Annotated in this window: 18 protein-coding genes; 8 read left to right on the top strand and 10 right to left on the bottom strand. The window is 68.5% G+C overall.

Annotation, left to right across the window (positions count from 1 at the left end):
* Positions 1–92: 92 nt before the first annotated feature.
* Entirely contained in the window at positions 93–2,429 is a 2,337-nt protein-coding gene (locus FZ983_RS07480; protein ID WP_149222922.1) for an MHYT domain-containing protein, read from the bottom strand.
* Positions 2,430–2,671: 242 nt separating this feature from the next.
* Between FZ983_RS07480 and FZ983_RS07485 the strand changes: the two genes are divergently transcribed.
* Positions 2,672–3,181: a hypothetical protein gene (locus FZ983_RS07485; protein WP_247883644.1), complete on the top strand. Its 510-nt coding sequence runs from the start codon at positions 2,672–2,674 to the stop codon at positions 3,179–3,181.
* 20 nt (positions 3,182–3,201) lie between these two features.
* On the opposite strand, the gene cbiB is transcribed toward FZ983_RS07485, so the two are convergent.
* A complete protein-coding gene (gene cbiB, locus FZ983_RS07490) occupies positions 3,202–4,164 on the bottom strand; it encodes an adenosylcobinamide-phosphate synthase CbiB (RefSeq protein WP_149222924.1) in 963 nt (320 codons plus the stop codon).
* Between the two features lie 69 nt (positions 4,165–4,233).
* Between cbiB and cobD the strand changes: the two genes are divergently transcribed.
* Complete coding sequence (gene cobD, locus FZ983_RS07495; protein WP_149222925.1) at positions 4,234–5,340, top strand: threonine-phosphate decarboxylase CobD; 1,107 nt, start codon at positions 4,234–4,236, stop codon at positions 5,338–5,340.
* Positions 5,341–5,476: 136 nt separating this feature from the next.
* Positions 5,477–7,102 (top strand): diguanylate cyclase, encoded by a 1,626-nt coding sequence (locus tag FZ983_RS07500; protein WP_247883645.1) that lies wholly within the window; start codon positions 5,477–5,479, stop codon positions 7,100–7,102.
* A gap of 17 nt (positions 7,103–7,119) precedes the next feature.
* Here FZ983_RS07500 and FZ983_RS07505 read toward each other — a convergent pair whose 3' ends face one another.
* A complete protein-coding gene (locus tag FZ983_RS07505) occupies positions 7,120–8,022 on the bottom strand; it encodes a response regulator (RefSeq protein WP_149222927.1) in 903 nt (300 codons plus the stop codon).
* Positions 8,023–8,155: 133 nt separating this feature from the next.
* Positions 8,156–11,542: a response regulator gene (locus tag FZ983_RS07510; protein ID WP_247883646.1), complete on the bottom strand. Its 3,387-nt coding sequence runs from the start codon at positions 11,540–11,542 to the stop codon at positions 8,156–8,158.
* Positions 11,543–11,894: 352 nt separating this feature from the next.
* Between FZ983_RS07510 and FZ983_RS07520 the strand changes: the two genes are divergently transcribed.
* A complete protein-coding gene (locus tag FZ983_RS07520; RefSeq protein WP_149222929.1) occupies positions 11,895–12,704 on the top strand; it encodes an ABC transporter substrate-binding protein in 810 nt (269 codons plus the stop codon).
* A gap of 82 nt (positions 12,705–12,786) precedes the next feature.
* Positions 12,787–13,413, top strand: coding sequence for a glutathione S-transferase family protein (locus FZ983_RS07525; RefSeq protein WP_149222930.1), 627 nt, complete (start codon positions 12,787–12,789; stop codon positions 13,411–13,413).
* A 202-nt stretch (positions 13,414–13,615) separates the two neighbouring features.
* Here FZ983_RS07525 and FZ983_RS07530 read toward each other — a convergent pair whose 3' ends face one another.
* From FZ983_RS07530 to FZ983_RS07540, 3 genes are read right to left on the bottom strand one after another with little or no spacing between them, the layout of a single operon-like run.
* On the bottom strand, positions 13,616–13,942 hold the full coding sequence (locus tag FZ983_RS07530; RefSeq protein WP_149222931.1) for a DUF1244 domain-containing protein: 327 nt from the start codon (positions 13,940–13,942) through the stop codon (positions 13,616–13,618).
* Between the two features lie 32 nt (positions 13,943–13,974).
* Entirely contained in the window at positions 13,975–15,201 is a 1,227-nt protein-coding gene (locus FZ983_RS07535) for a DUF2478 domain-containing protein (protein ID WP_149222932.1), read from the bottom strand.
* 48 nt (positions 15,202–15,249) lie between these two features.
* Positions 15,250–15,471: a sulfurtransferase TusA family protein gene (locus FZ983_RS07540; RefSeq protein ID WP_247883647.1), complete on the bottom strand. Its 222-nt coding sequence runs from the start codon at positions 15,469–15,471 to the stop codon at positions 15,250–15,252.
* A gap of 170 nt (positions 15,472–15,641) precedes the next feature.
* On the opposite strand from FZ983_RS07540, the gene FZ983_RS07545 reads away from it, so the two are divergent.
* The gene (locus tag FZ983_RS07545; RefSeq protein WP_149222934.1) at positions 15,642–16,634 is read left to right on the top strand and encodes an SDR family oxidoreductase; all 993 of its coding nucleotides are present in this window, start codon (positions 15,642–15,644) and stop codon (positions 16,632–16,634) included.
* Between the two features lie 130 nt (positions 16,635–16,764).
* The gene (locus tag FZ983_RS07550) at positions 16,765–18,030 is read left to right on the top strand and encodes an Hsp70 family protein (protein ID WP_149222935.1); all 1,266 of its coding nucleotides are present in this window, start codon (positions 16,765–16,767) and stop codon (positions 18,028–18,030) included.
* Positions 18,031–18,099: 69 nt separating this feature from the next.
* Here the strand turns inward: FZ983_RS07550 and FZ983_RS07555 are convergent, their stop codons facing one another.
* From FZ983_RS07555 to apbC, 3 genes are all read right to left on the bottom strand, one after another.
* Positions 18,100–19,704 carry a bifunctional aspartate transaminase/aspartate 4-decarboxylase gene (locus FZ983_RS07555; protein ID WP_149222936.1) on the bottom strand — a complete coding sequence of 535 codons (1,605 nt, stop codon included), beginning with the start codon at positions 19,702–19,704 and terminating at the stop codon, positions 18,100–18,102.
* Positions 19,705–19,725: 21 nt separating this feature from the next.
* Entirely contained in the window at positions 19,726–21,414 is a 1,689-nt protein-coding gene (gene aspT / locus FZ983_RS07560) for an aspartate-alanine antiporter (protein ID WP_149222937.1), read from the bottom strand.
* 574 nt (positions 21,415–21,988) lie between these two features.
* The gene (gene apbC, locus FZ983_RS07565; RefSeq protein WP_149222938.1) at positions 21,989–23,143 is read right to left on the bottom strand and encodes an iron-sulfur cluster carrier protein ApbC; all 1,155 of its coding nucleotides are present in this window, start codon (positions 23,141–23,143) and stop codon (positions 21,989–21,991) included.
* 175 nt (positions 23,144–23,318) lie between these two features.
* Between apbC and hflK the strand changes: the two genes are divergently transcribed.
* Entirely contained in the window at positions 23,319–24,581 is a 1,263-nt protein-coding gene (gene hflK, locus FZ983_RS07570; protein ID WP_149222939.1) for an FtsH protease activity modulator HflK, read from the top strand.
* The last annotated feature ends 5 nt before the right edge of the window (positions 24,582–24,586 follow it).

The raw sequence follows: 24,586 nt of genomic DNA on the forward strand, positions 1-24,586 counted from the left end.
GGTGGCGGATGCTAGTTGCCGGCCGCCCGTGCGTCCAGGGCTGCATGGGTGGAGTGGAGCGCTTTTTCGGACCTGAACCTGCAGGCCGCCCCTCAGGCAGCCGACGTCAGGATTTCCCGCAGCATGGGGGCGGACACCGGCTTGTGGATCAGGCGGTGGCCGCTGCGCTGGACCTCGGCGATGCGGGCGGGGTCGGTGTCGCCGGTCAGCACCACGGCGGGAACGCGCACGCCGCAGACGCCGTAGATGTCGCGGATCGCCTCCACGCCGGTGCGGCCTTCGCGCAGGCGGTAATCGGCGACGATCATCGCCGGCTGCCGGCCCAGGTTCAGCAGCGATTCGATCGCCTCGTCGGCCGACACGGCGGCGACCACGTCGTATCCCCATTCCTCCAGCATCGCGCGCATGCTCAGCAGGATGATGGTGTCGTCGTCGACCACCACGATCAGGCCCTTCGCGCGCGCCGGCTCCACCGGCAGACGCACCGGCTTCGGGATCGGGCGCGGCACCGCCGCCGGCAGGTCGAGGAAGAAGCCGCTGCCCCGCTCGGGCGTTGAACGCACGGTCACCCCGTGCTCCAGCAGCCCGGCCAGCCGCCGCACGATCGCCAGCCCAAGGCCGAGGCCCTTGCGCCGGTCGCGCTCCGGGTTGGCAAGCTGGGTGAACTCCTGGAAGATGTCCTGGGTCTTGTCGGCGGGAATGCCGATGCCCTGGTCCAGCACCGCCAGCCGCAGCCCGCCGCCGCGATGCAGGCAGCCGAGCAGGATGTGGCCGCGTTCGGTGTAGCGGATCGCGTTCTCGATCAGGTTACGCAGGATGCGCTCCAGCAGGGCCGGATCGCTGCTGGTCCAGGCGGAGGTCGGGACATGGCGCAGCACCAGACCCGATTCCGCCGCGCGGATGCGGTATTCCTCCGCCAGACGGTCCAGCAGGGGGCCGAGCGCGAAATCGGTGACGCCGGGCTTCACCACCCCTGCATCCAGGCGCGAGACATCCAGCAGGCTGTCCAGCATCACCCGCAGGCCGGTCAGCGATTCGGTCATGCTGGCCAGCAGCGGGGCGGTCGGGTGGTCCTCCAGCTTGTCCGATAACGCGTGGGCGAAGAAGAACAGCGACTGCAGCGGTTGGCGCAGGTCGTGGCTGGCGGCGGCCAGGAACTTCGTCTTGGCGCGGTCTGCGCGCTGGGCGTCGTCGCGGGCGCGCAACGCCTCGATCCGCGCGGCTTCCGCCTCGTCGCGGGCGCGCAGGATCGCCTCCTCCGCCGCCTTGCGGGCGGTGATGTCGCGCATGATCCCGGTGTACATGCGCCGCTTGCCGACATGCCATTCGCCGACCGACAGGTCGAGCGGGAAGGTGGTTCCGTCCTTGCGCAGCCCTTCCACCTCGCGGCCGATGCCGACGATCCGCCGCTCTCCCGTGCGGTGGTAGCGGTCGAGATAGCCGTCATGGGCGGTGCGGTAGGGCTCCGGCATCAGCATCTTGACGTTGCGGCCGATCACCTCGTCGGCGCGGTAGCCGAAGGTCTTCTCCGCGGCATGGTTGAAGGACTGAACGGTGCCGCGGTCGTCGATCAGGATGATGGGATCGACCGCGGTGTCGACGATGGCGCGGTAGCGCGCCTCCTGCTCCGCCGAGCGGTCCGCCTGCTGCCGGCGGTCGAGCAGGGAGGACAGCAGGGCGAGGCACAGCAGCAACAGCGTCCCGAGCCCGGTCATGATGGCGAGAAGGGTGGAGGACAACGCGATTCCCTGGCCCGTGGCCGTCATCCCCGGTTGGTGTCCTGCCTGATGGGCGGGCGCCAGGGCCGGTCCGGCGGCGCTCAGCTCCGTCACCGGCTCCATGCCCGCCGCGGCCATGCCGGTATAATGCATCGTCACCACGCCCAGTCCCAGCAGGACGGCGCCGGCGGCGCGCTGCAGCGGGCGCCGGGTGCGGAAGGCCAGCCACAAGGCCGCGGTCGAGGCGACGATGGCGACGGCGACGGAGACGGCGACCAGAAGGAGGTCGTAGGACAGTTCCATGTCCATGCGCATGCCCGCCATTCCCACATAGTGCATGCCGACGATGCCGAGACCGGTGAGTGTTCCGGCAACGCCGAGGGTGAAGCGGTGCGGCCGGTTGCGGGCCACGGCGAACAGCCCGGCGCCCGATACGGCCACCGCCAGCAGGAAGGACAGCGCGGTCAGTCCGGCGTCGTAGCCGATCGGCACGTCGCTGCGGTAGGCCAGCATGCCGATGAAGTGCATCGACCAGATCCCGGCGCCCAGCGCCAGCGCCGCACCGGCCAGCCGCCGCACGTCGCCGCGGTCATTCCGTACATTGCCCTCGCCGATACGGGCATGATTCGCCAAATCCAGGGCGACGTAACCGCCGAAGACGGCGATGACGTAGGATAAGGCGACGAGCAGTGGGTCGTATTGGCCTGGCACGGGAGTCGTGGTGGGTTGTGCGGATCGATCGGGTTTGTAGCGATATCGTTTGCATATGTGCGGAGACAATTGGGTGGACAGTGCCAGTCCCTTCCTACGAACGAAAGGCTCGCCTTGGTGGTAGACTGCGACCTACGCCGTCCGGCGGGATATGACGGATGAACAGGCGCTCCCCCTCCGGGCAGCCACATGACCCTGATTCTCCCGAACGGTCGGCTCCTTCTCGCTCCCGTTCGGGCTCGTTGGCGGGCCGCCTGCTGCGTCCGGTGGGGACGCTGGCGGCGCTGGTGTACTTCCTTCTGGATGCGCTGGCCTACTGGGTGGTGCGGCCTGTCCTGCGCCGGATCGCACGACTTCCGGTCTTCGCACGCGTCGGCCGTCGGATCGGCGCCTGGATCGCCGGACTGGGGCCTTACCCGTCGCTGGTGCTCGTCATGGTGCCGCTCGCCCTGTTGGAGCCGGCGAAGCCCATCGGGGCGTGGCTGTTCGCTACCGGCCGGCCCTTGTCCGGCGCCGCCGTGATTGCCGGGGCGGAGCTGGTGAAGATCACCCTGGTGGAGCGGCTGTTCCACATCGCCAAGCCGAAACTGCTGACCATCGGCTGGTTCGCGCGGGGCTATGGGTGGGTGACCGCATGGCTGGCCTGGCTGAAGGAGACGGCTCCCGCCCGCGCCGCCCGCCGCCTGCTGCGCGGGCTGCGGCGAGTCGCGCGCCGGATATCCCTGATGGTGCGGCGGGCGGCGGGGCGGTGACGGATCAGCGGCCCGGCGGATCAGCCCAGCAGCGCCAGCACCAGCGCTCCGCCGACCAGCAGAACGCAGGCGCGGCGGTAGAGCGCCAGCGCGCGGCCGATGTCGGACGGGGTCGCGGCGGTGCGGCCGGCGCCGAGCCAGACATCCTCGATGCGGGTGGCGCCATAGACGCGCGGGCCGCCCAGCCGCAGGTCGAGCGCGCCGGCCATCGCCGCTTCCGGCCAGCCGGCGTTGGGGGAGCGGTGACGGTGGGCGTCCTGCCGCACGGACCGCCACGCCTGCCGCGGGTCGGCCCCCTCCATCATCCAGGCCGCCCCGACCAGCAGCAGGGCGGTCAGGCGGGAGCCCGGCAAATTGACCAGATCGTCCAGCCGCGCCGCCGCCCAGCCGAAGGCCTCGTGCCGCGGCGTGCGGTGGCCGATCATGCTGTCGGCGGTGTTGATCGCCTTGTAGAGCGCCAGTCCCGGCAGGCCACCCACCAGCAGCCAGAAGGCCGGCGCCACCACCCCGTCGGAGAAGTTCTCCGCAAGGCTTTCGATGGCGGCGCGGGCGACGGCCGGCTCGTCCAGCGTGGCGGGGTTGCGGCCGACGATCATCGACACCGCCTTGCGCGCGCCCTCCAGCCCGCCTGTGCGGAAGCCGTCGGCGACCGCCGCCACATGATCGTGCAGGCTGCGCTGGGCCAGCAGGGTGGAGGCGAGTGCCGCCTCGATCAGCCAGCCGAAGGGAAGCAGCCGGCAGGCCCAGGCCACCGCCACCGCCACGCCCCCCACCGTCAGCAGCAGCACCACCAGCGCCAGCACGCCGAATGCCTTGCGCCGGCCGAAACCGTCATCCTCGCGATTGAGTGCGCCATCAAGCTGCGCGATAAGCGCACCGATCCACACCACCGGGTGGCGGATGCGGGTATAGAGTGGGTCCGGATAGCCGGCCACCGCCTCGATGACGAGCGCGGCGGCGAGCAGGAAGGGATGAAGCGGCACGGGCGGGACGTTCCAGCGGATGGGGCGGCCGGCTGGCCGCGCGAGGGTGGGCGTGAAGGAGGCGCGATCATGGCCGAAGACAGCACGGTGACCAAGCCGCGCGTGGTGGGCGGTAGCGGCAGGCTGCTGCATGGCGGCGACCTGGACGGCGCCCGCGCCGCCTTCCCCGGGGCACCCGAACCCTGGATCGACCTGTCCACCGGCATCAACCCCTGGCCCTACCCGCTGCCGCCGGTGCCGCCGCAGGCCTGGACCCGGCTGCCCGGCCGGGCGGAGGAGGAGGCGTTGCGCGCCGCCGCCGCCGCCTGCTACGGCGCGCAATCGGCGGAACTGGTGGCTGCCGCGTCCGGTTCGCAGGCGCTGATCCAGCTGCTGCCGCGCCTGCTGCCGCCCGGCCGGGTCGCGGTTGTGGAGCCGACCTATGCCGAGCATGCCCGCTGCTGGACGCTGGCCGGCCATGAGGTGCGTGGGGTGAGGGGCACGGACATCCTGATCCCGGATGCCCCGGATGTCCTTGTCGTGGTCAACCCCAACAACCCGGATGGCCGACTCCTGGCGCCGGAGCGGCTGCTGGAGCTGGCGCAGGCGCAGGCGGCGCGCGGCGGCTGGCTGGTGGTGGACGAGGCCTTCGCCGACATGGAGCCGGAGCAGAGCGTCGCCCGTTTCGCCGGCCGGCCGGGGCTGGTGGTCCTGCGCTCCTTCGGGAAGTTTTTCGGGCTGGCGGGCCTGCGGCTGGGGATCGCGCTGGCGCCGGCCGGGCTGGCGGCGGCGTTGCGCGACGCCGTCGGCCCGTGGGCGGTGTCCGGCCCTGGCCTGTCCATCGCCACTGCGGCGCTCGGCGACCACGACTGGATCGCCGGGACGCGCGGCATGCTGGACGACGCGATGGCGCGGCTGCGCCGCCTGCTGTCCCGTGCCGGTCTGGCGGTGGTCGGCGGCACTGCGCTGTTCTGCCTCGTCGAAGATCGGCGGGCGCCTGGCCTCTATCGCGCGTTGGGGGAAGCCGGGATCCTCGTGCGCCGGTTCGAACGGCGGCCCGATTGGCTGCGCTTCGGGCTGCCTGGGCCGGAGGAGTCCTGGCAGCGGCTTAGCGTCGCACTCGACGGCCATGGGACCTGGGAGCAAGGCGGGGACAAGGTTGGGACGGTGCAACCAAGCAAAAGGTCAGCGCCTTGAACAATCGCCGAGAATTTTATATACTCAACTGTTTTTAGAAGTCTGACCGGAGCACTTCGACCCCTTGGGGCCGCGCCGGCATTGCAGGGAAATAAAATTCTATGGGACACTGTGTGCCATGCTGGTTTCGGAAAGCATGGCAATGATCTCCGACCGTGGCGTGCATGACATGCGGGGCTCCGCATGGTCGGCCTACGACCGTTTGCCGGTCGGGGTTTGCATCGTCACGGCATCGGGGATGATTCGCTACGCCAACCCGACGCTGCACGGGCTGCTCGGCTGCGAACCGGGCGGGCTGCCGGGGCGGAGCCTGTGCGAGTTCGATCTGGATCGCAGCCTGCCGCAGGCATGGCCGGCGCGGCTGGCCGACGGCGCCGTCCGCTGGGTGGCGGTGGCGGAAATGCCCCTTCCCGCGGACGCCGATGGTGAGGGTGCGGATGCGCTGCGGATGCTGACGGTGACGGATGTCGACGCCCTGTGCCGTCAGGAGAAGGTGTCCGGCGACGGCGTCCCCTCCCGCCCCGGCCCCGCCGGAATGCCGATGGTCGACGCCCTGCTGGAAGCGGCTCCGGTGCCGCTGTTCGTCAAGGATGCCGACGGCCAGTACATTGCGGTCAACGACGCCTTCGCGCGCCTCACCGGTATCAGCAGGGCGGACATGCTGCGGCGGACCACCTTTGCGCTGACGGGCCCGGACATGGCGAGGGAGCATGTCGGCCAGGACCGCGCAGTGATGGAGCGGGAGGGCAGCGTCCAGTACGAGGCGCCGGTCCGCACGGCGGAGGGCGCGATGCGCATGGTCAACCTGACCAAGGCCGCCTTCCGCGACCAGGCCGGCAATCCGATGGGCATCGTCGGCGCCATCCACGAACTGACGGAAACCCGACCGAACGAGGAGCGGCTGGAAGCGATCCTGGAGCAGAGCCCGATCGGCGTCTCCGTTTCCCGGCGCGACGACGGGCGGATCGTCTTCGTCAACACCCGCTTCGCCGAACTGATCGGCCTGCCGCGGGAAAAGCTGATCGGCAGCCGCGCCCGCGACTATTACCTGGACAGCCACCAGCGCCTGCGCGTGCTGGAACGTCTGCGCGGCGGCGGCGGGGTCACCAACATGGAGGTCCAGTTCAAGCGGGCCGACGGGTCGCCCTTCTGGACGCTGTTCACCGTGAACCAGGCGGTGATCCAGGGCGTGCCGGTCAATCTGGCCTGGATCTACGATTACACCGAACGCCGCAGCATGGAAGAGGCGCTGCGCGACATGGCATCGCGCGATCCGCTGACCGGCATCTACAATCGCCGCTCCTTCATGGAACTGGCCCGTTCCCAGCTGGCCCGCGCCCACCGCTTCCACGAACCGCTGTCGGTCTTCGTGCTGGACGTCGACCATTTCAAACGGATCAACGACACCTTCGGCCATGCCACCGGCGACGATGCGCTGCGCATGGTCGCCGCCGGCTGCCAGGCGATCCTGCGGGAATACGACCTGCTGGGCCGGCTGGGCGGGGAGGAGTTCGTGGTGGTCCTGCCCGGCGCCACCGCCGACGAAAGCCGCGTGGTGGCCGAGCGGGTGCGCCGCCACCTCGCCCGCATGCCGATCGAGGCACCGGACGGAACCTTCCGCCTGACCGCAAGCATCGGCATCGCCGGGCTGGAGGGCGCCACCGACACGCTGGAGCGGGCGATCCACCGCGCCGACCTCGCGCTCTATCGTGCAAAGCATCTGGGCCGCAACCGCGTGGCGGTGTTCGAGCCGGGAATGTAGGAGCCCGAGCCCGATTTCTATTCCCGGTCCAGATTGACGATCCCCACCACCCGGTTGCCGGTGCCGACGAAGGTCAGCTGGTCGAACCCGACCATGCGGGCCAGCGCGATGCCGCGGCCGTGGGTGGCGTGCGATTGGGAGGCATCGACCGACAGGTAGCGGTTGAAGTCGAAGCCCGGCCCCATATCGGTGACGGTGAAGATGACGCGGCTGTCGCTGCGCTCCACATGCAGGGTGGCGTACTTGTCGCGGTGCTCGGACGAGGCCAGCCGCGCTTCGATCTCGCGGGACAGCATGCCGCTGGCCTTCAGTCGGCCTTTCGCCTCGAACCCGATGCCGAGATTGCCGTGCTCCACCGCGTTGACCAGGATTTCCGACAGGCCGAAGGTCAGACTGTGCCCGGTGGAGGCGACCGACGACAGGGCGATGGCGAGGTTCTGCGCCTCCTGCGGGGTGCGGAAGCGGAAACGCGCGTCGCGCAGCAGCGCGATGGCGTCGGAGCGGGAGCGCAGGTCGCCTTGCAGGCTCTTCAGCCGGCCGGTCGTCTCCTCCGCCGCGCGGACGACGGAACGCAGCAGCGCGCCGTCATAGGGCTTGATCAGGTAATAGAACACCCCGGCGCGGATCGCCGCCGCGATCTCCGCGCTGCTGTCGGAGATGGTCTGCACGATGACGGGGATGCCGGCCAACTCCGGCATGCCCTTCATCCGTTCGTACAGCTCAAGCCCGTCCCCGTCGGAAAGGCGGCGGTCGAGCAGCACCACATGGATCGCCGCACCGTTGGCCGACAGGATTTCCCAGGCTTGCGCCATGGTCTCCGCCTCCAGTGTCCGGTAACCGATGCGGGACAGATATCCGGCGACGATGGCGCGGGTCATTTCCTCGTCGTCGACGACCAGAGCGGTGACGGCATCGGCCATGGTCGGCGTGGCTCCAGCGGTTCGCAACAGGGAGGGAAACAAAATCCGCGGCATTTTACTGAAATCGAGCCTATCGCACAATCACCGGCGGCATTGCGCCGCAGCATGATTCGCGATCCGTGTGAGGCGCGTTTCAGCCGACGGGTGCCTCCAGCGACGCCGCCGCCTGCTGGGCAGCCTTCAACTCCTCCGCGACGCGGATCCCGGCGGCGGGGGTCAGCGCGTCCTGGTCCCGGCGGCGGGCGGCGATGACCAGATGATGGGCGGTGGCGGCCAGCCGGTCGAAGCCGACATTGGCGGCGGAGCCCTTCAGGATGTGCGCCTCCCGCTCGATGCCGGCGCAGTCGCCGCGGTCGATGGCGCTGCGCAGCAGGTCGAGATGCATGGGGCTGTCGCTGAAGAAGGTTTCCAGCAGCAGGGCGAAGCCGTCCTTGCCCAGGGCGTCGCGCAGTTCCTCGATCTTCTCCGCGTTGGCGGTGGCCGGTTCCGGCTCGGCCGGCGGAGACGATGGCGGAGCGGCGGACTCGCCATCCTCTCCGCTGGCCGGCTTCACGAAGCGGGCGATGGTGTCCAGCAGCTTGCGGGCATTGATCGGCTTGGACAGATAGTCGTCCATGCCGGCTTCCAGGCAGATGGCGGCGTCGCCCTGCATGGCGTTGGCGGTCAGCGCCACGATGGGAATGCGCGTGGCCGGGCCGGACAGCCGGCGGATGCGCCGCGTCGCTTCCAGCCCGTCCATCACCGGCATCTGGACGTCCATCAGCACCAGGTCATAGGGGCGGGCGGATACCGCCTCCACCGCTTCCTCGCCGTTCGACACCGCCTCCGCGCTGTGGCCGGCACGGCGCAGCAGCGCCAGCGTCAGCTGCTGGTTGACCGGATTGTCCTCCGCCACCAGCACGCGGGCCCGCGGCTTGCCGTCGGGCGGAGCCGCCGGACCGGCCGGAGTCCGGGTGGGGAGGGTGACGACATTGCCGGTCCGCGTGGGTGCCGGCCAGTCCGGCGCCGGCTTCGCCTCTTTCGCCTCCGGCCCCGATTGCGGCTCCAGCAGGCGGGCGAGGCACTGGCAGAGCGTGCTGAAGCGGATCGGCTTCGGCAGATGGGTGTCGACCGGCGCCCGCTCCGGTTCCTGCCCCTCCAGCCTTTGGGAAGACGCCAGCGCCAGACGGATCCCGGCCAGCGCCGGATTGGCGCGGATGCGTTGCGCCACCTCCACCCCGGTCAGCCCCGGCATGCGGTGGTCGAGGATCGCGGCGTCGAACGGACGCCCCGCATGAGCGGCGGCGGCCAGCCGGTCCAGCGCCTGCTCGCCGTTCTCCGCGGTCTCGGTCACGATGCCGAAGCCGTCCAACTGCCGGGTCAGCAGGTCGCGGTTGACCGCGATGTCGTCGACCAGCAGCAGGCGGCGCCCGGCCCAGTTGCCGGCGGGAGTCGGGGGATGGGCGCTGCCGGCGCCGCGCTTCAGCGGGATCGACACCCAGAAGGTGCTGCCGGCGCCCGGCTGGCTCTCCACCCCGATGCGGCCGCCCATCAGCTCCACCAGCCGCTTGCAGATCGCCAGCCCCAGGCCGGTGCCGCCATGACGCCGTGCAGCGGACGAATCGACCTGGGTGAACATGGCGAACAGGCGGGGGCGTTCTTCCTCCGGGATGCCGATGCCGGTGTCGCGCACTTCGAACCGGATGCGGACGCCGTCCCCCGCCGGCTGGTCGGGATCGGCCGGCTCCTCGCTCAGCAGGATGGTGACGCTGCCGCTGTCGGTGAACTTCACCGCGTTGCCGGCGAGGTTCAGCAGGATCTGGCGCAACCGCCCGGCATCGCCCAGCAGGGTGCCGCGCAGGCCGGGCGGCACGAAGCTGGCCAGGTCCAGCCCCTTGGCCGCCGCGCGTGGCGCCAGGATTTCCGCCACACTTTCGACCATCGGCACCAGTTCGAACTCGCCGACCTCCAGATCCAGGCGGCCGGCATCGATCTTCGAGAAATCCAGGATGTCGTTGATGATGACCAGCAGCGATTCGGCGGAATCGCGAATGGTTTCGGCATAGGTGCGCTGCTCCGCCTCCATCGGCGTGTCGAGCAGCAGCCCCGCCATGCCGATCACCCCGTTCATCGGGGTGCGGATCTCGTGACTCATCGTCGCGAGGAATTCCATCTTGATGCGCTGCCCGTCCTCCGCCCGCTCCTTGGCGTCGCGCAGCGTGTGCTCCAGCCGCTTCTCTTCCGTCAGGTCGCGCAGGATTGCGGCGTAAAGCGGCCCGGCCGCGGTCTTCACCAGCGCCATGGAGTAGGCCAGCGGGAAGCTCTCTTCGCCGTCCGGCGTTGCCCGGAGCGCAACGGCTTCCCCGCGGATGGCGGTGTCCATCGGGCGGCGGCCGCGCGCGATCTCCGACAGGGCGCGGGCGGTGGCCTCGCGCTTGTCGGCCGGCAGCAGGTCCGTCACCGGCCGGCCGACCAGCCCGCCCGGCGCGCAGCGGAAGATGGCGTGGGCGGCCGGATTGGCGGCTTCGATCACCCCGTCGGGCCGGGCGGTGACGATGCCCTCGGCCGCGGTGTCGACGATGGCGGACAGGCGGGCGTTCGCCTCCTCCAACTCCTCGCCCTGGCGGCGCTGGGCGGCCAGCGACCGCGCCAGCAGCAGGCCGAACAGCCCCAACAGCAGGGTCATTCCCCCCGACAGCAGGGTCGCCATCCACAGATTGTCGCGCCAGTTCACAAGCACGGCGTCCTGCCGCACGCTGACCGTCAGCACCAGCGGCCAGACCGGTGTCGTCCGGTAGGCGACGATGCGCGTGTCGGGACCGGCGCCGACATCAGTGCCGGAATGGCGGAACACGCCGTATTCGGCTTGCGGCAGGCGCTCGCGGAACAGCGGCGTCGCGGCGAAGGAGCGGCCGATCTCCTCCCCCGCCTGCGGCTGGACGGTCAGCAGCGTGCCGTCATAGCGGTAGAGCGCGATGCGGTCGCCCACTCCGGCCGCGTCGCCGCCCTGGACCGCGCGGTACAGCCCCTGGAAATAGTCCGGGTTGACGGTGGCGACGACCACTGCCTGAAGCATGCCGTCGGCATCGCGGAGCGCGCGGCTCATCGGCAGAAGCCAGCGCCCGGACCGCTCGCCCCCCGCCGCGCGGTCCAGCAGGCCGCGCCCCGGCCGGGGATCGCCGATCACCAACGTGCGGCCCTGGCCGGCGGTCTGCAGGCGGAAGGCGTCCAGCTCCGTCAGGTAGGCGTCGCCGGGATGCGCGCCCTCGGTCGTGGCCAGGATGCGGCCGGTGCGGTCCAGCAGGGTCAGTCCCCGCAGGTGCGGCGACCGCCGCAGCCGGTCGGTCAGAAGCGCCGCCAGATCGGGACCGGGCCGGCCATCCTCGCCCGTCCAGCTGGCGTCGGCCAGGGAATCGACGATCGCCGACAGCGTGACGTCCACCGACTGTACCGTGCGGGTGGTCGACACCTCCAACGCGGCGGCGAGGCTGGCGAGATTGATCTCCGCGGTGTCGAGCGCCGCCTTGCGCGCGGCGATCAATTGCTGTCCCTGATTGACCAGCAGGGCGAAGACGGCCAGAAGGGCAAAGGCGATGATGCCGCCGCGCTTCTGGAAAAGACCCTTCAGATCCGCTTTTGCTGGGGGCGAGGACAGGGCTTGCGTTCCGGACGGTCAGGTGTGGTCGAACGGGTTGGGTCGGGCAGGCGTGGTCATCCGCACCTGGCCCGGTGCCTGGCCGACGTTGGCTCTCGCGACAATAGCAGCTACGCGGACCATACGCCAAGCACCCACTGCCGTTTGCAACCGATCGATGCTAAGATGCCGCTCCCGCCGCATGGCGTTGCGCGGCGATGATGAAGAACAGGGTCGAGTGGTTAACGAAAGGTGTGACATGGCGACGCGGATCCTTTGGGCTGTCTGCTGCACAATTCTGTTCCTTCTGGTTGCCGGCAACACTGCACCGGCAACTGCACAGGACGGGAGACTTCAGAAAATTGCGGCGCAGAAGCAACTTCGTGTCTGCTCTTGGCCTGATTACTACGCGATCTCGTTCCGGAATCCGCGGACCGGCGCGCTGGAGGGGCTGGACGCCGAACTGGCTCAGGCCTTCGCCGACGATCTCGGCGTGCAGCTGACGGTGGTGGAAAGCAGCTTTCCCCGCTTCATCGACGATCTGCTGGCCGACCGCTGCGATATCGGCATGTTCGCCATCGGCGCCACCCCGGCGCGGGCCCAGCGCGTGGCCTTCAGCCAGCCCTATCTGCGCAGCGGCATCTATGCGGTGACCACCCAGACCAACGACACCATCCGCCGCTGGGAGGATCTGGACCGCGGCGGCAATGTCGTGGCGGTGCAGAAGGACACCTATATGGACGGCTACGCCCGCAGCGCGATGAAGTCCGCCCGCATCGTCGCCGTCACCCGCCCGCAGGAGCGCGAGGAGGAGGTGCAGGCCGGCCGCGCTGACGCCTTCCTGACCGACTATCCCTATGGTCAGCGCATGCTGGCATTCCATCCCTGGGCGCGGCTGGTCGTGCCGGACATGCCGGTCCAGCCGACGCCCTACGCCTATGCGGTGGCGCCGGGCGACGCCGCGTGGCTGGAGCGGGTCAACGCCTTCGTCGCTGCCATCAAGGCCGACGGCCGGCTGGAGACCATCGCCGCCCGGTACAAGCTGACCCCCATCGTGGCGCGGGACTGAACCGCGCCATAAGAATGCGTCCCCGGGAACGATCCGGTTTAGGATATGTGGCGTGGTCCAGCATCGCACTGGGGAATCGTCGATGATCCTGATCGGACAGTATGACTCGCCCTTCGTTCGCCGCGTCGCCGTCGCCCTGCGGCTCTACGGCATGGCCTACGAGCACTGGCCCTGGTCGGTCTTCTCCGACGCGGCGGAGCTTGCGCGCTTCAACCCGTTGAAGCGCGTGCCGACGCTGGTGCTGGACGACGGGGAGGTGCTGATCGAGAGCGGCGCCATCCTCGACCATCTCGACGAGGCTGCCGGGCCGGACCGGGCGCTGATCGCCCGCCAGGGTGCGGAGCGGCGCCGGGCGCTGAAGCTCTGCGCGCTGTCGACCGGGCTGGCGGACAAGGCGGTCAGCCTCGTCTATGAACGGGTCCTGCACAAGGAACGCTCGGATGTGTGGGTGGAGCGCTGCACCGGCCAGATCGGCGCCGTCCTCGACGTTCTGGAGGCCGAGCGTGCCGCCGCGGCGGGACCCTGGTGGTTCGGCGAGCGGATCGGCCATGCCGACATCGCCGCGGGATGCGCCCTGCGCTTCGTCGGCGAAGCGCATGCCGCCGTCTTCGACCGTGCCCGTTGGCCGGCGCTTGCCGCGCATTCCGACGCCTGCGAGGCGATGGCGGAGTTCCAGGCGGTGGTGCAGCCCTTTTCGATCAGCGCCTGACCGTTAGGCGGGCTGCGGCGTCCGAAGCAAGGGGGCCACGGATTACACGGATTTGGACACGGATTTCACGGATGTCTTTTCATGGAGCGTCGACAGATTGCAGGCGCGCTGAATAGAAAAATCCGTGTAATCCTTGCTTGAATTCGTGAAATCCGTGTGAGTCTTGCTATCCAAGCCAAGCCCTTCGCAGGATCGCCGCGCCTTACCGGTGCCCGCTGATTTCCGCGTGCAGCGGCTTGGTGTCCTCGAATTTCTGCTGCTGTTCGGGGGTGGCGTCCTTCTGGTGCTTCTGCTTCCATTCGGAATAGGGCATGCCGTAGACGGCGATGCGGGCGTCCTCGTCGGACAGAGTGACGCCGCGCTCCTTGGCGGCCGCCGCATACCATTTGGACAGGCAGTTGCGGCAGAAGCCGGCGAGATTCATCAGGTCGATGTTCTGCACGTCGGTGCGCTTGCGCAGATGTTCGACTAGGCCGCGGAAGGCCGCGGCTTCCAGTTCGATGCGGGTCTGGTGGTCCAGATCGGCCATGGGGTCTCTACTCCTCCGGTGTTCTTGTTCTGTTAAGAGTGGGGTGGCCGGTGCAGCGTGACCATCCGGCCATGGGGATGAAAATCGCGCGAGCCGCCGCCGCCGGCGATGGTGCGGACCACCGCCTCGCGGTCGGTGGCGACGAAGCCGGCCAGCACGTCGACGCCGTAGTCGAACAGGCGCGGGGTCAGCGGCGTGCCGGGGCCGATCATCGCCACCCGCGCCCCGGCCGACACCCGCAGCAGGCGCGGCAGGGTGCGGTTGGCGAAGGCCGACGCGGTGACGGCCACCGCCTCCGCGCCCGGCAGAAGCCAGTCGCAGGCGGCCTCCGGATGCTCACCCTCCTGCGGGGTCATGTCGATCACCTGGGCGCGCGGCATCCGGCGGGCGACCTGCGGGAAGCCGCCGACCACCACCACCCGCCCCTCCACCGAAGCGAACAGGTCCAGCCCGTTGCCGGGGACGCCACCCACGTCGGGGCGGTTGTAATGGGCATTCAGCGCCGCCACGCCCACAGCGATCTCCAGCGGATCCCAGGACTGCGCGGCCATGGCGGCCAGATCGCGCAAGGACCGGCCGGCCCAGCGCCCTGGAGCGTCGTCCGCCGCGGGGGCCTGCCGGGCGGCGACGCCCAGCCCGTTCTCGGTTTCCACCAGGACCCACTTGTCGCCGGTGACGACGCGGCGGACCTCGGCATCGGCGACGCCCTGCACCAGATCCGGGTACATCCGCTGCGGCCCCCACCAGCGCCACAGCGCGTCGGCGGTCGGCGACAGCAGGTCGCAGAAGCCGCCGGTGGCGGTCTGCCATTCGTTGAGATAACGGCTGCCGACGCTGGTCAGCAGCGGGATGCCCTCCGCGATGGCCGTCAGCATCTCGTCCGACAGGCCGTCGCCATGCGACTCCAGCCCCGCGAACTTGTTGACCACCAGCAGGTCGACGTTCGAGGCGACCGCATCGCGGATGGCCTGGCTGGCTTCCGCCACGCCGGTCGGATCGACGCGGCAGGATTGCGATTCCCGGCCCAAACGCTGGGTGATGTCATAGGCGCGACCGGTCGCGACATCGACCAGCTCCATCCGCTCCGCGCAGTCGTCGCCCGGCCCGTGGTTGCGCTGGATCAGCCCGCCGACGCGGAAGCCGCGCCGCTTCAGCTCCGCCGTGAAGCCGTCCAGCAGCGCGTCGACGCCGTACGAACCGGGGCCGTGGATCACGGCGCCGGGACGCAGGGGCGGCGGGGAGGCGGGAGGAAGCGGCATCGGGGTGGAACCTTTCGCGGTACGGCGGGGAGGGGAAGAACGGATGCCTCAGCCGCCCCGGCGGATGCGGTAGACGAAGACGGTGTTGTGGACCTCGTCCGGCTGGGTCTCGTGCGACAGCAGCGCGTTGTCGGTCGTGTTGCAGAAATGCTTGAAATCGATGACGGAGGCCGGGTCGGTCGCCTGGACCACCAGCTCCTCCCCCGGTTCCATGCGGTCGAGCAGCGCCCGGGTGCGCAGGATGGGCAATGGGCAATGCAGCCCCTTCACGTCAAGCTCTCTCGCCGGCACCGCGCCCGCTCCACGATCGTTGAGGACGAAATCCTTACTCCGCCTGTGACTGTAGCCGGTTCGCGCCCGCTTCTCCAGACCCCGAGATTTTCCTCAAGCCGCGCTGTTGTACGGCCCAACGACGGGATTTCGACGAAAGGATTGCGGTCATGGCGAAGCGTCTTGACGACAAGGTGGTGGTCATCACGGGCGCGTCCAGCGGCATCGGCCGGGCGACCGCGCTGGAGTTCGCGCGTCAGGGCGCCGCGGTGATCCTGGCCGCCCGGCGGATGGCCGCCTTGCACGAGGTGGCCGAGGAATGCGTGGAGGCCGGCGGCCGGGCGATGGTGGTTCCGACCGACGTCACCGACCAGCGCGCCATGCAGCATCTGGCCGACCGCGCCGTCGAGGCCTTCGGCGGCATCGACATCTGGGTGAACAATGCCGGCGTCATCGCCTTCGGCCGCTTCGAGGACATCCCCGACGAGGTGTTCGAGCAGGTGGTGCGCACCGATTTCCTCGGCACCGTCCATGGCTGCCGCGCCGTGCTGCCCCATTTCCTCGACCGCGGCGAAGGCGTCATCATCAACACCGCGTCGATGGTGTCGAACATCGGCCAGCGCTATGCCACCCCCTACACCGCGGCGAAGTTCGCGGTGCGCGGCTTCTCCGAATCGCTGCGGCAGGAGTTGGTGGACGAGCCCGGCATCCATGTCTGCATGGTCATGCCGGCTTCCATCGACACGCCGCTGTGGCAGCATGCCGCCAACTACACCGGCCGGGCCATCAAGCCGCTGAACCCCATCCACCCGCCGGAGGAGGTCGCCGCCGCCATCCTGGCGCTGGCCCGCAACCCCCAGCGCGAGCAGTTCGTCGGTACCGAGGCCCGCATCGCCGCGGTCAGCAACGCCATGGCCCCGCAGCTGACCGAGCGGGCGCTCGCCCATACCATCGAGCGGGACATGTTCCAGAACCGCTCCGCTCCCGCCACGTCGGGCGGCGTGATGACCGCGATGCCCGAATATCAGGGCGCCAGCGGCGGCTGGATCGAACCGAAGCCGCCGCGCCGCCCCTTCTCCTGGACCAACCTGACCCTGTTCCTGCTGCCGGTCGTGCTTGCCAGCCGGCCGCTGGGCAACGGGCGGACGCGGCATGTCTGGTGAGGCCGCATCCGATCGTTGGGCAGCGCGCTTGATCCGATGTCCTTGATCCGGTGGCCGGGAGCCGTTATACGCTCGCCCCTTTTCCGGTGCGGCGGGTGGCCGCAGCGGTCATCCGGGCAGGAGGCGGGACATGACGGCGTGCGGACTCGATTTCGGCACCTCGAACACGACGCTCGGCGTGCAGGACGCCGGCGGCTTCCGGCTCCTCGCGCTGGACGGCGCGCGCACCACCCTGCCGACGGCGGTGTTCTTCGATTTCGAGCATGACCGGACCACCATCGGCCAGGAGGCCATCGACGCCTATGTGTCGGGGGTGGAAGGGCGGCTGATGCGCTCCATCAAGTCGATGCTCGGCACCGACCTGATCGACGCCGACACGGCGCTCCGCAAGGGCCGCATCAGCTTCCGCGCGGTGATCGGCACCTTCCTCGATCTGGTGAAGGCGCGGGCCGAGCAGGCGCTGGGCAGCGAGCTTGGGGGTGGCGAGTTGAGCGACGTGGTGGTCGGGCGCCCGGTCCATTTCGTCGACGGCGACCCGGCCGGCGACGCCGCGGCGGAGGAGACTCTGGGTCAGATCGCGCGGGCCGCCGGTTTCCGCAACGTCTCCTTCCAGTTCGAACCCATCGCCGCCGCGCTCGACTACGAGCAGCAGGTGGCGGGCGAGGAACTGGCGCTGATCGCCGACATCGGCGGCGGCACGTCGGACTTCTCGGTCGTGCGCATCGGGCCGGAGCGGCGCGGCAAGGCCGACCGGGCCGGCGATATCCTGGCCAATGACGGCATCCGCGTCGGCGGCACCGACTTCGACCGCGATCTCAGCCTCGCCACCGCGATGCCGGAACTTGGGCTGGGCAGCGCGATGAAGCGCGCCGGGCTGCTGGCGCCGCGCAGCATCTATTTCGATCTGGCGACCTGGTCGAAGATCAACTTCCTCTACACCGCCAAGGCGATGGCCGAGCTGGAACGCCTGCAGCGCGATTCCGCCGAGCCGGAGAAGATCGAGCGGCTGATCGGCATCGTCGAGCACCGGCAGGGCCACGCGCTGGCGATGGCGGTCGAGCGCACCAAGATCGCGTTGTCCGACCGCGAGGCGGCGGAGTTGGCGCTGGACTGGGGCGAGGGCGATCTGGCCCTGGCGGTGGACCGGGAGGCGCTCAACCGCGCCACCGGCTCGCTCGCCGCCCGCATCGGCTCGCGCATCCGCGACTGTCTGGCGGATGCGGGCGTCACCGCCGACCGCATCGATGCGGTGTTCCTGACCGGCGGTTCCACCCTGCTGCCGCAGGTGCGCGCAGCGATCCTGGCCGAGGCGCCGGACGCGCGGGTGGTGGAAGGCAACATCTTCGGCTCCGTCGGCCTGGGGCTGACGGTGGAGGCGTTGCGGCGGTACGGGTAAGGGGCGCCGGTCCGGCCCCTGCGGGGGGGCGGCCGAGGCTACCCCCGCGGGGGATCGTCCTGCCGGGCGTCACTTGCCCTTGGGTTGCTGCCTTTTGAAGTCCTCGTGGAATTGGTCGGCCATCTTGCGCAGCGAGCGTCCGATCGCGGCATATTCGTATTCGTTCAGATTGGCCAGCGACGCGCGGGCGGCCGGCTGTTGGGTGCCGAACCCCTTGCCCGGAAGCAGGACGATGCCGGTTTCCTCCGCGATGCGGAACAGCAGATCGTTCGGCTTGAAGGTCGCCTTGACCCAGGCCGCATAATCGGGACCGTACAGCTTCAGGGCGATGTTCTCCAGGTCAAGAAGCGTATAGTACGCCACTTCGTTCGGATCCGATTGCGTCGGCATGCCCAGTTCGCGATACAACGCGGCTTCACGCCGACGGATCACCTTCTTCAATTCGGCCTTGTAGCCGTCCTGTTCGTCCATCAGGGCGAAGAGGGAGAACAGCACCATCTGCACCTGCTGCGGCGTCGACAGGCCGGCAGTATGGTTCAGCGCCACAGTGCGGCTGTCGGCGACCAACCGGTCGAGGAAGCGCAGGCTGCGCACATCCGGCACCAGCGAACCGTAGCGGCGGTCGAGCATGGCCTTCCGCTCCTCCGGCAGAGCGGCGATCTCCTGGTCGCAGACATTCTGCTTATGGGTCGCAATCACGCCCAACCGCCATCCGGTCGCCCCGAAATACTTCGAGAAGGAATAGACCAGCATGGTGTTGAAGGGGCAGACGGCGAACAGCGACCGGAATTCATCGGCGAAGGTGCCATACACATCGTCGGTCAGGATGATCAGATCCTTCCGCTCGTTCTTCACGATGCCGGCAATCCGCTCGAGGCTGCGGTCGTCCATCCTGACCGAGGGGGGATTGCTGGGGTTGACGCAGAAGAACACCTTGACCGCCGGATCCTTCAACTTGTCCAGCTCGGCATCGGGGTACTGCCAGCCCTGCGCGGGATCGGCGTTGATGGCGACCTCCTGCAGCCCGTATTCGTCGAGTTCGGGGATTTCGATGTAAGGGGTGAAGACCGGCAGGCCGATGGCGACCTTGTCCCCCCGTTCGATCAGCCCGTTCTGCTTCATCGTATTGAAGATATAGGTCATCGCCGCGGTTCCGCCCTCGACCGCGAACAGATCGATGCTGCCGGGCGGCAGAAAGCCGCCGACCATCTCCTTCACCACATAGTGCCGGACGATATCCTCGCTGACCGACAGCATGCGCGGCGGAACCGGGTAGTTCGCCCCCAGGATTCCCTCCACCATCTCATGCAGGAAACCGGAGGCTGACAGGCCGAGCTGGTCGCGCACGTAGCTCAGCGCACGGCCGAGGAACACGACGCCGTTCTGATCCCGATGTTCCGAGATGTAGCGTTCGAATCGCCCCTCGATCCCCTCGATCCGCGGCAGGCCGCCGACACCGTTCGGCATGTAGGAAAAGGACAGCTCGGCTTCCGCGACGGCGAACAGGCCCAACCGGAAGAAAGCCCTGCGCGGCAGGGTCGCCAGGAAGTTCGGATTGCCGCGGCCCGCATTCAGCATCAGCCGGTTCTCGCTGCCGGAAGCAAGCTTGATCAGCTCGTCCTTCAGTTCGAAGGGGCTGAGCTTCTCGTAGCGGCTGTAATCGATCGAGCCCATGAGGGAATCTCCTCGTCCGGATTATACGAAGGCCACGACCAGCGGGCCCAGCAGGGTCAGGAAGACGTTCGCCAGCGCATAGGTGATGGCGAAAGGGACGGTCGGAATGGAATTGCCGGCCTTGTTGAGCACCTCGCCGAAGGCGGGGTTGGCGCTTCGCGCTCCGGAAAGCGCGCCTGCGAAGACGGCCACATTGTCGTAGCGCAGCAGGTAACGGCCGACGAGCAGGGTGACGATCAACGGAACGAGCGTCACCACCACGCCGACCAGGAAGATGCTCAAGCCGCTCTCGGCGACCGTGCTCACCGCCTGCCGGCCGGATTGCAGGCCGACCACGGCGACGAAGCCGGCAAGTCCCAGGTCACGCAGCAGCGTGGAGGCTTGCGTGGGCATGTTGCCGATGGTCAGGTTTCGGGTGCGATACCAGCCGAACAGCAGCCCGGCCAGCAGGGCGCCGCCGCCGCTGCCCAGCGTCAGCGGAATGTCGCCGAGGCGGATCACGGCCAAGCCGATGAGCAGGCCGAGCGCCAGCCCGAGACCGTGGTAGACGAAGTCCGTCTTGTCGCTTGGGATGATGTCCGTTCCCACCGTCTTCGCGACGCGCTGCACATCCTCTGCGGAGCCATAGAGCGTGGCGACGTCGCCGGCCTCGATCACGGTGTCGGGAGCGAGCGTCAGGGGCGTGCCGCTCCGCTTCACGCCGGTCACATAGACGCCATGATGCTGGATGTCCGCCGATACCTTGCGGATCTCCGCGACGGTGTGGTGAGCGTAGGCCGGGTTGGTGATGGCCACGTCCCGCTCCAGCATGATGAGATCCATGCCCTGCGAGGACTGAAGCTCCGTTCCGAGAGTGCCGGCGAGATCGACCACCCCGGCACGCCTTCCCACCAGCAGAACGATATCCCCCGCCTGCAGCCGCAGATCGGGCTGCAAGCCGATCAGCGTGTTGTTGCGCTTCACGCGTTCGACGCTGACAGGGCTGTCGGCTGCCGCCGCTTCGATCTCCGCCACCGTCCGGCCCGCCGCCTGTTCGATCCGGTAGAGGCGTCCCACCAGGGCCGGCATCGCGTACTCCTCGCCATGCCCCAGAAGATGGGCGCCGGCCAGCATCGCCGTTTCCGCCTTGATGGCGTCGTCGCGGATGCTGCGCTTCATCAGCCAGGGGAGCAGATTGACGCAGACCAGGATGGGGCCGAACGATCCGAAGATGTAGGTGACGGCATAGCCGACCGCGACGTTGCTTTGGAGGCGCTGAACCTCTTCCGCGGGCAACCCGAGTTTGCCGATGGCCGAGCCGGCGGTGCCGATGATGGCCGACTGGGTCAATCCACCGGACGCGATGCCCGCAGCCAAGCCTTTGTCGAGACCCGTCAGGTGGGCCATGACGATGACCGTGATCAAGCCGCTGGCAGCGAGAATCATCGCCAGGACGATTTCGCGGATCGACTTCCGACCGAGAGATTGAAAGAACTTCGGCCCGCTTTCGAAGCCGACCGCATAGATGAACAAGGCGAACAGGACGGATTTGACGCCATTGTCGATCGATACGCCGATTTGACTGATCGCGACGGCGACCAACAGAGAACCGGCAACTCCGCCGAGCTGGAATTTACCGAACTGGAACTTTCCGATCCAATAGCCGCCGGCCAGCGAAAGAAATAACGCGATCTCTGGAGCTTGATTGATGATGGAGTGAATCCATGACATGGGATTTCCTTGCAGCAGGGTTTTATTCCCGCGCTTTGTCAGATGGATAGTGAAGGGAAGTGAAGACCAGCATTTCAATCCGGTCAAGGAAACACGCGTCAGATTATGATTTATAACTCGTAAGATTATGTTATCGACAAGGAATGCCCGTAAAAAGAATTATACTATCCGTACACATCGACGAGTCATCATTTTAAAAATTGGTGATACTTATAAATAAATGCCGTTCCGTATTTTCATTTGACGCTTTTGAATATTGCTTTTATAAGGTTGGGCATGGCTGTTGATCAAAGTCATAAGTGGACGATTTCCGCGGCATATGAGAGCCGGTCCGGGAAGACATCGAATTGAAGGATTGTGGCGCACGAACCGGCTTGGCGATGGGCCAACCGGTTCACTTGTCCGGCAAGGCGCCCTTGGCAGCCTGCTGCGGCGGAAACTATGGCCTTGTACGATGTCGGATGCGGCGTCGGGGGCACGGCAACAGCGGAGCACTCTCCGCAACCGTCCCCCCTTGGCCGCCAATCAACTCCCGGCCGGTTCGTGCACCGCCGTCACCGGGAGGAGGCCTTCCTCACTCCACCACGATGCGCGGCGCGGCGCGGCCGCCGGTGCCGCCGCCGATCTTCTCCCACAGGCGGGTGGCGATGCGGCGGTAGGACTGGGCGTGCTCGGACTCCGGCTGCGACACCACGATCGGCTGGCCCTGGTCGGAGGTCTCGCGGATCGACAGGTGCAGCGGGATCTCGCCCAGGAACTCCATGCCCAGATCGTCGGCCTCCTTGCGGGCGCCGCCGTGGCTGAAGATGTCGGTGCGGTGGCCGCAGTTGGGGCAGCAGAAATAGCTCATGTTCTCGATGATGCCCAACACCGGCACATCGACGCGGCGGAACATGTTAAGCCCCTTGCGGGCGTCCAGCAAGGCGATGTCCTGCGGGGTGGAGACGATCACCGCACCGGCCAGCGGCACCTGCTGGGCCATGGTCAGCTGGGCGTCGCCGGTGCCCGGCGGCATGTCCACCACCAGGATGTCGAGCGTGCCCCAGTTGACGTCGCGCAGCATCTGCTGCAGCGCGCTCATCACCATCGGCCCGCGCCAGATCATCGGAGTGTCCTCGGCCACCAGGAAGCCCATGGACATGACCTTGACGCCGTAATTCTCCATCGGCTCCAGGCGCTTGCCGTCGGGGCTGTTGGGGCGGCCGGCGATCCCCATCATGCGCGGCATCGACGGGCCGTAGATGTCGGCGTCGAGCAGCCCGACCTTCAGCCCGTTGGCGGCCAGCGCCAGCGCGAGGTTGGCCGAGGTGGTCGATTTGCCGACGCCGCCCTTGCCCGACGCCACCGCGACGATGGCCTTCACGCCAGGGACCAGCGGCTTCTGCGGGTCCCCCTGCGGCGCCCCTCCGTGCGAATGACCATGGGAGTGGCCGTGGGAGTGCCCGTGCCCGCCTTGCTGCGGTGCGGCCTGGGGAGCCGCCCGGTGGGCGGTCAGCACGGCGGTGACCGACAGGACGCCGGGCAGCGCGTCCACAGCCTTCTCGGCGGCGTGGCGCAGCGGCTCCGCCTGGGCGCCGCGCTTGGGGTCGACTTCGATGGAGAAGGCGACATGGCCGTCACGCACCACGAGGCCCGACAACATGCCCAGGCTGACGATGTCGCCGCCCCGGTCCGGGTCGACGACGGTCTTCAGCGCCTGCATGACTTGAGCTTCGCTGATCTGCGCCATGGTTGAAAACTCCGCTATCTTCCCGATATTGGCGGATATCCGTTGGTGGAATCCTTGCCGAAGGGTATGGGGGACTATAGGACCGACGGAGGACATCGGTAAAGGGAGGCGCGGGGCCATGCCGTTGCGCTTCCACATGATGGGACGAATCGCAAAGTAAGGGGGACTCACTCGGATGCCGTGGAACAATCAAGGTGGGGGCGGCGGCGGCGGCGGTCCCTGGGGTCCCCCGCCGGGCAACAACGGCCCGGGCAACCCGTGGGGCCGTCCCCAGGGCGGAGGAAACGGCGGCGGCGGCGGCGGCCCGCAGCCTCCCGACCTTGAGGATCTCCTGCGCCGGAGCCAGGACCGCCTGCGCCGCGCCATGCCCGGCGGCTTCGGCAGCGGGCGGGGCGTGGCCCTGGTCGTGGGCGTGCTCGCGCTGATCTGGCTCGCCAGCGGCATCTACCGCGTCGAGGCGGACGAGCAGGGCGTGGTCCTGCGCTTTGGCGAATGGACGCGCACCGAACAGCCCGGCCTGCGGTATCGCCTGCCGTCGCCGATCGAGACGGTGCTGCTGCCGAAGGTGACGCGCGTCAACCGGATCGAGGTCGGCTACCGCTCCTCGGCCGGCGGCGGGCGCAACGACCGCGACGTGCCGGACGAATCGCTGATGCTGACCGGCGACGAGAACATCGTCGACATCGATTTCACGGTGTTCTGGGTCATCAAGGACGCCGGCAACTTCCTGTTCAAGATCCGCGATCCGGAATCGACGGTGAAGAAGGCCGCCGAAAGCGCGATGCGCGAGGTCATCGGCCGCACCGACCTGCAGCCTGCCCTGACCGAGGCCCGCCAGCAGATCGAAACCTCGACCCGCCAGCTGCTCCAGGCCATGCTGGACGAATATCAGTCGGGCATCGAGATCACCCAGGTCCAGCTGCAGAAGGCCGATCCGCCGCAGCCGGTCATCGACGCCTTCAACGACGTGCAGCGCGCCCGTGCCGACCGCGAACGCGCCCGCAACGAGGCGGAAGCCTACCGCAACGACATCATTCCGCGCGCCCGCGGCGAGGCGGAACGTCTGGTGCAGGAGGCGTCGGCCTATCGCGAGCAGGTGGTCAGCCTGGCACAGGGTGACGCCGACCGCTTCCGCAAGGTGTACGAGGCCTATGCGCTGAACAAGGACGTCACCGCCCGGCGCATGTATCTGGAGACGATGGAGGAGATCTTCCGCGGCCGGAACAAGATCATCGTGGACGGGTCGGCGCAGAACGTCGTGCCGTACCTGCCGCTGAACCAGCTGGCCCCGAACGCCATCCCGGCCCCGCAGCAGGCGCCGCGCCAGGCTCCGCCGGCCAACTCCGGCGGCAACCAGGGCGGGCCGCGGCCCGGCACGCAGACGCAGCCCCAGCCGCTGTCGTCGCTGCCGCAGAACCCGCTGATGTCCGGCCAGTGAGGAGG

The organism is Azospirillum sp. B21, from assembly GCF_008364825.1.
Taxonomy (GTDB): Bacteria; Pseudomonadota; Alphaproteobacteria; order Azospirillales; family Azospirillaceae; genus Azospirillum.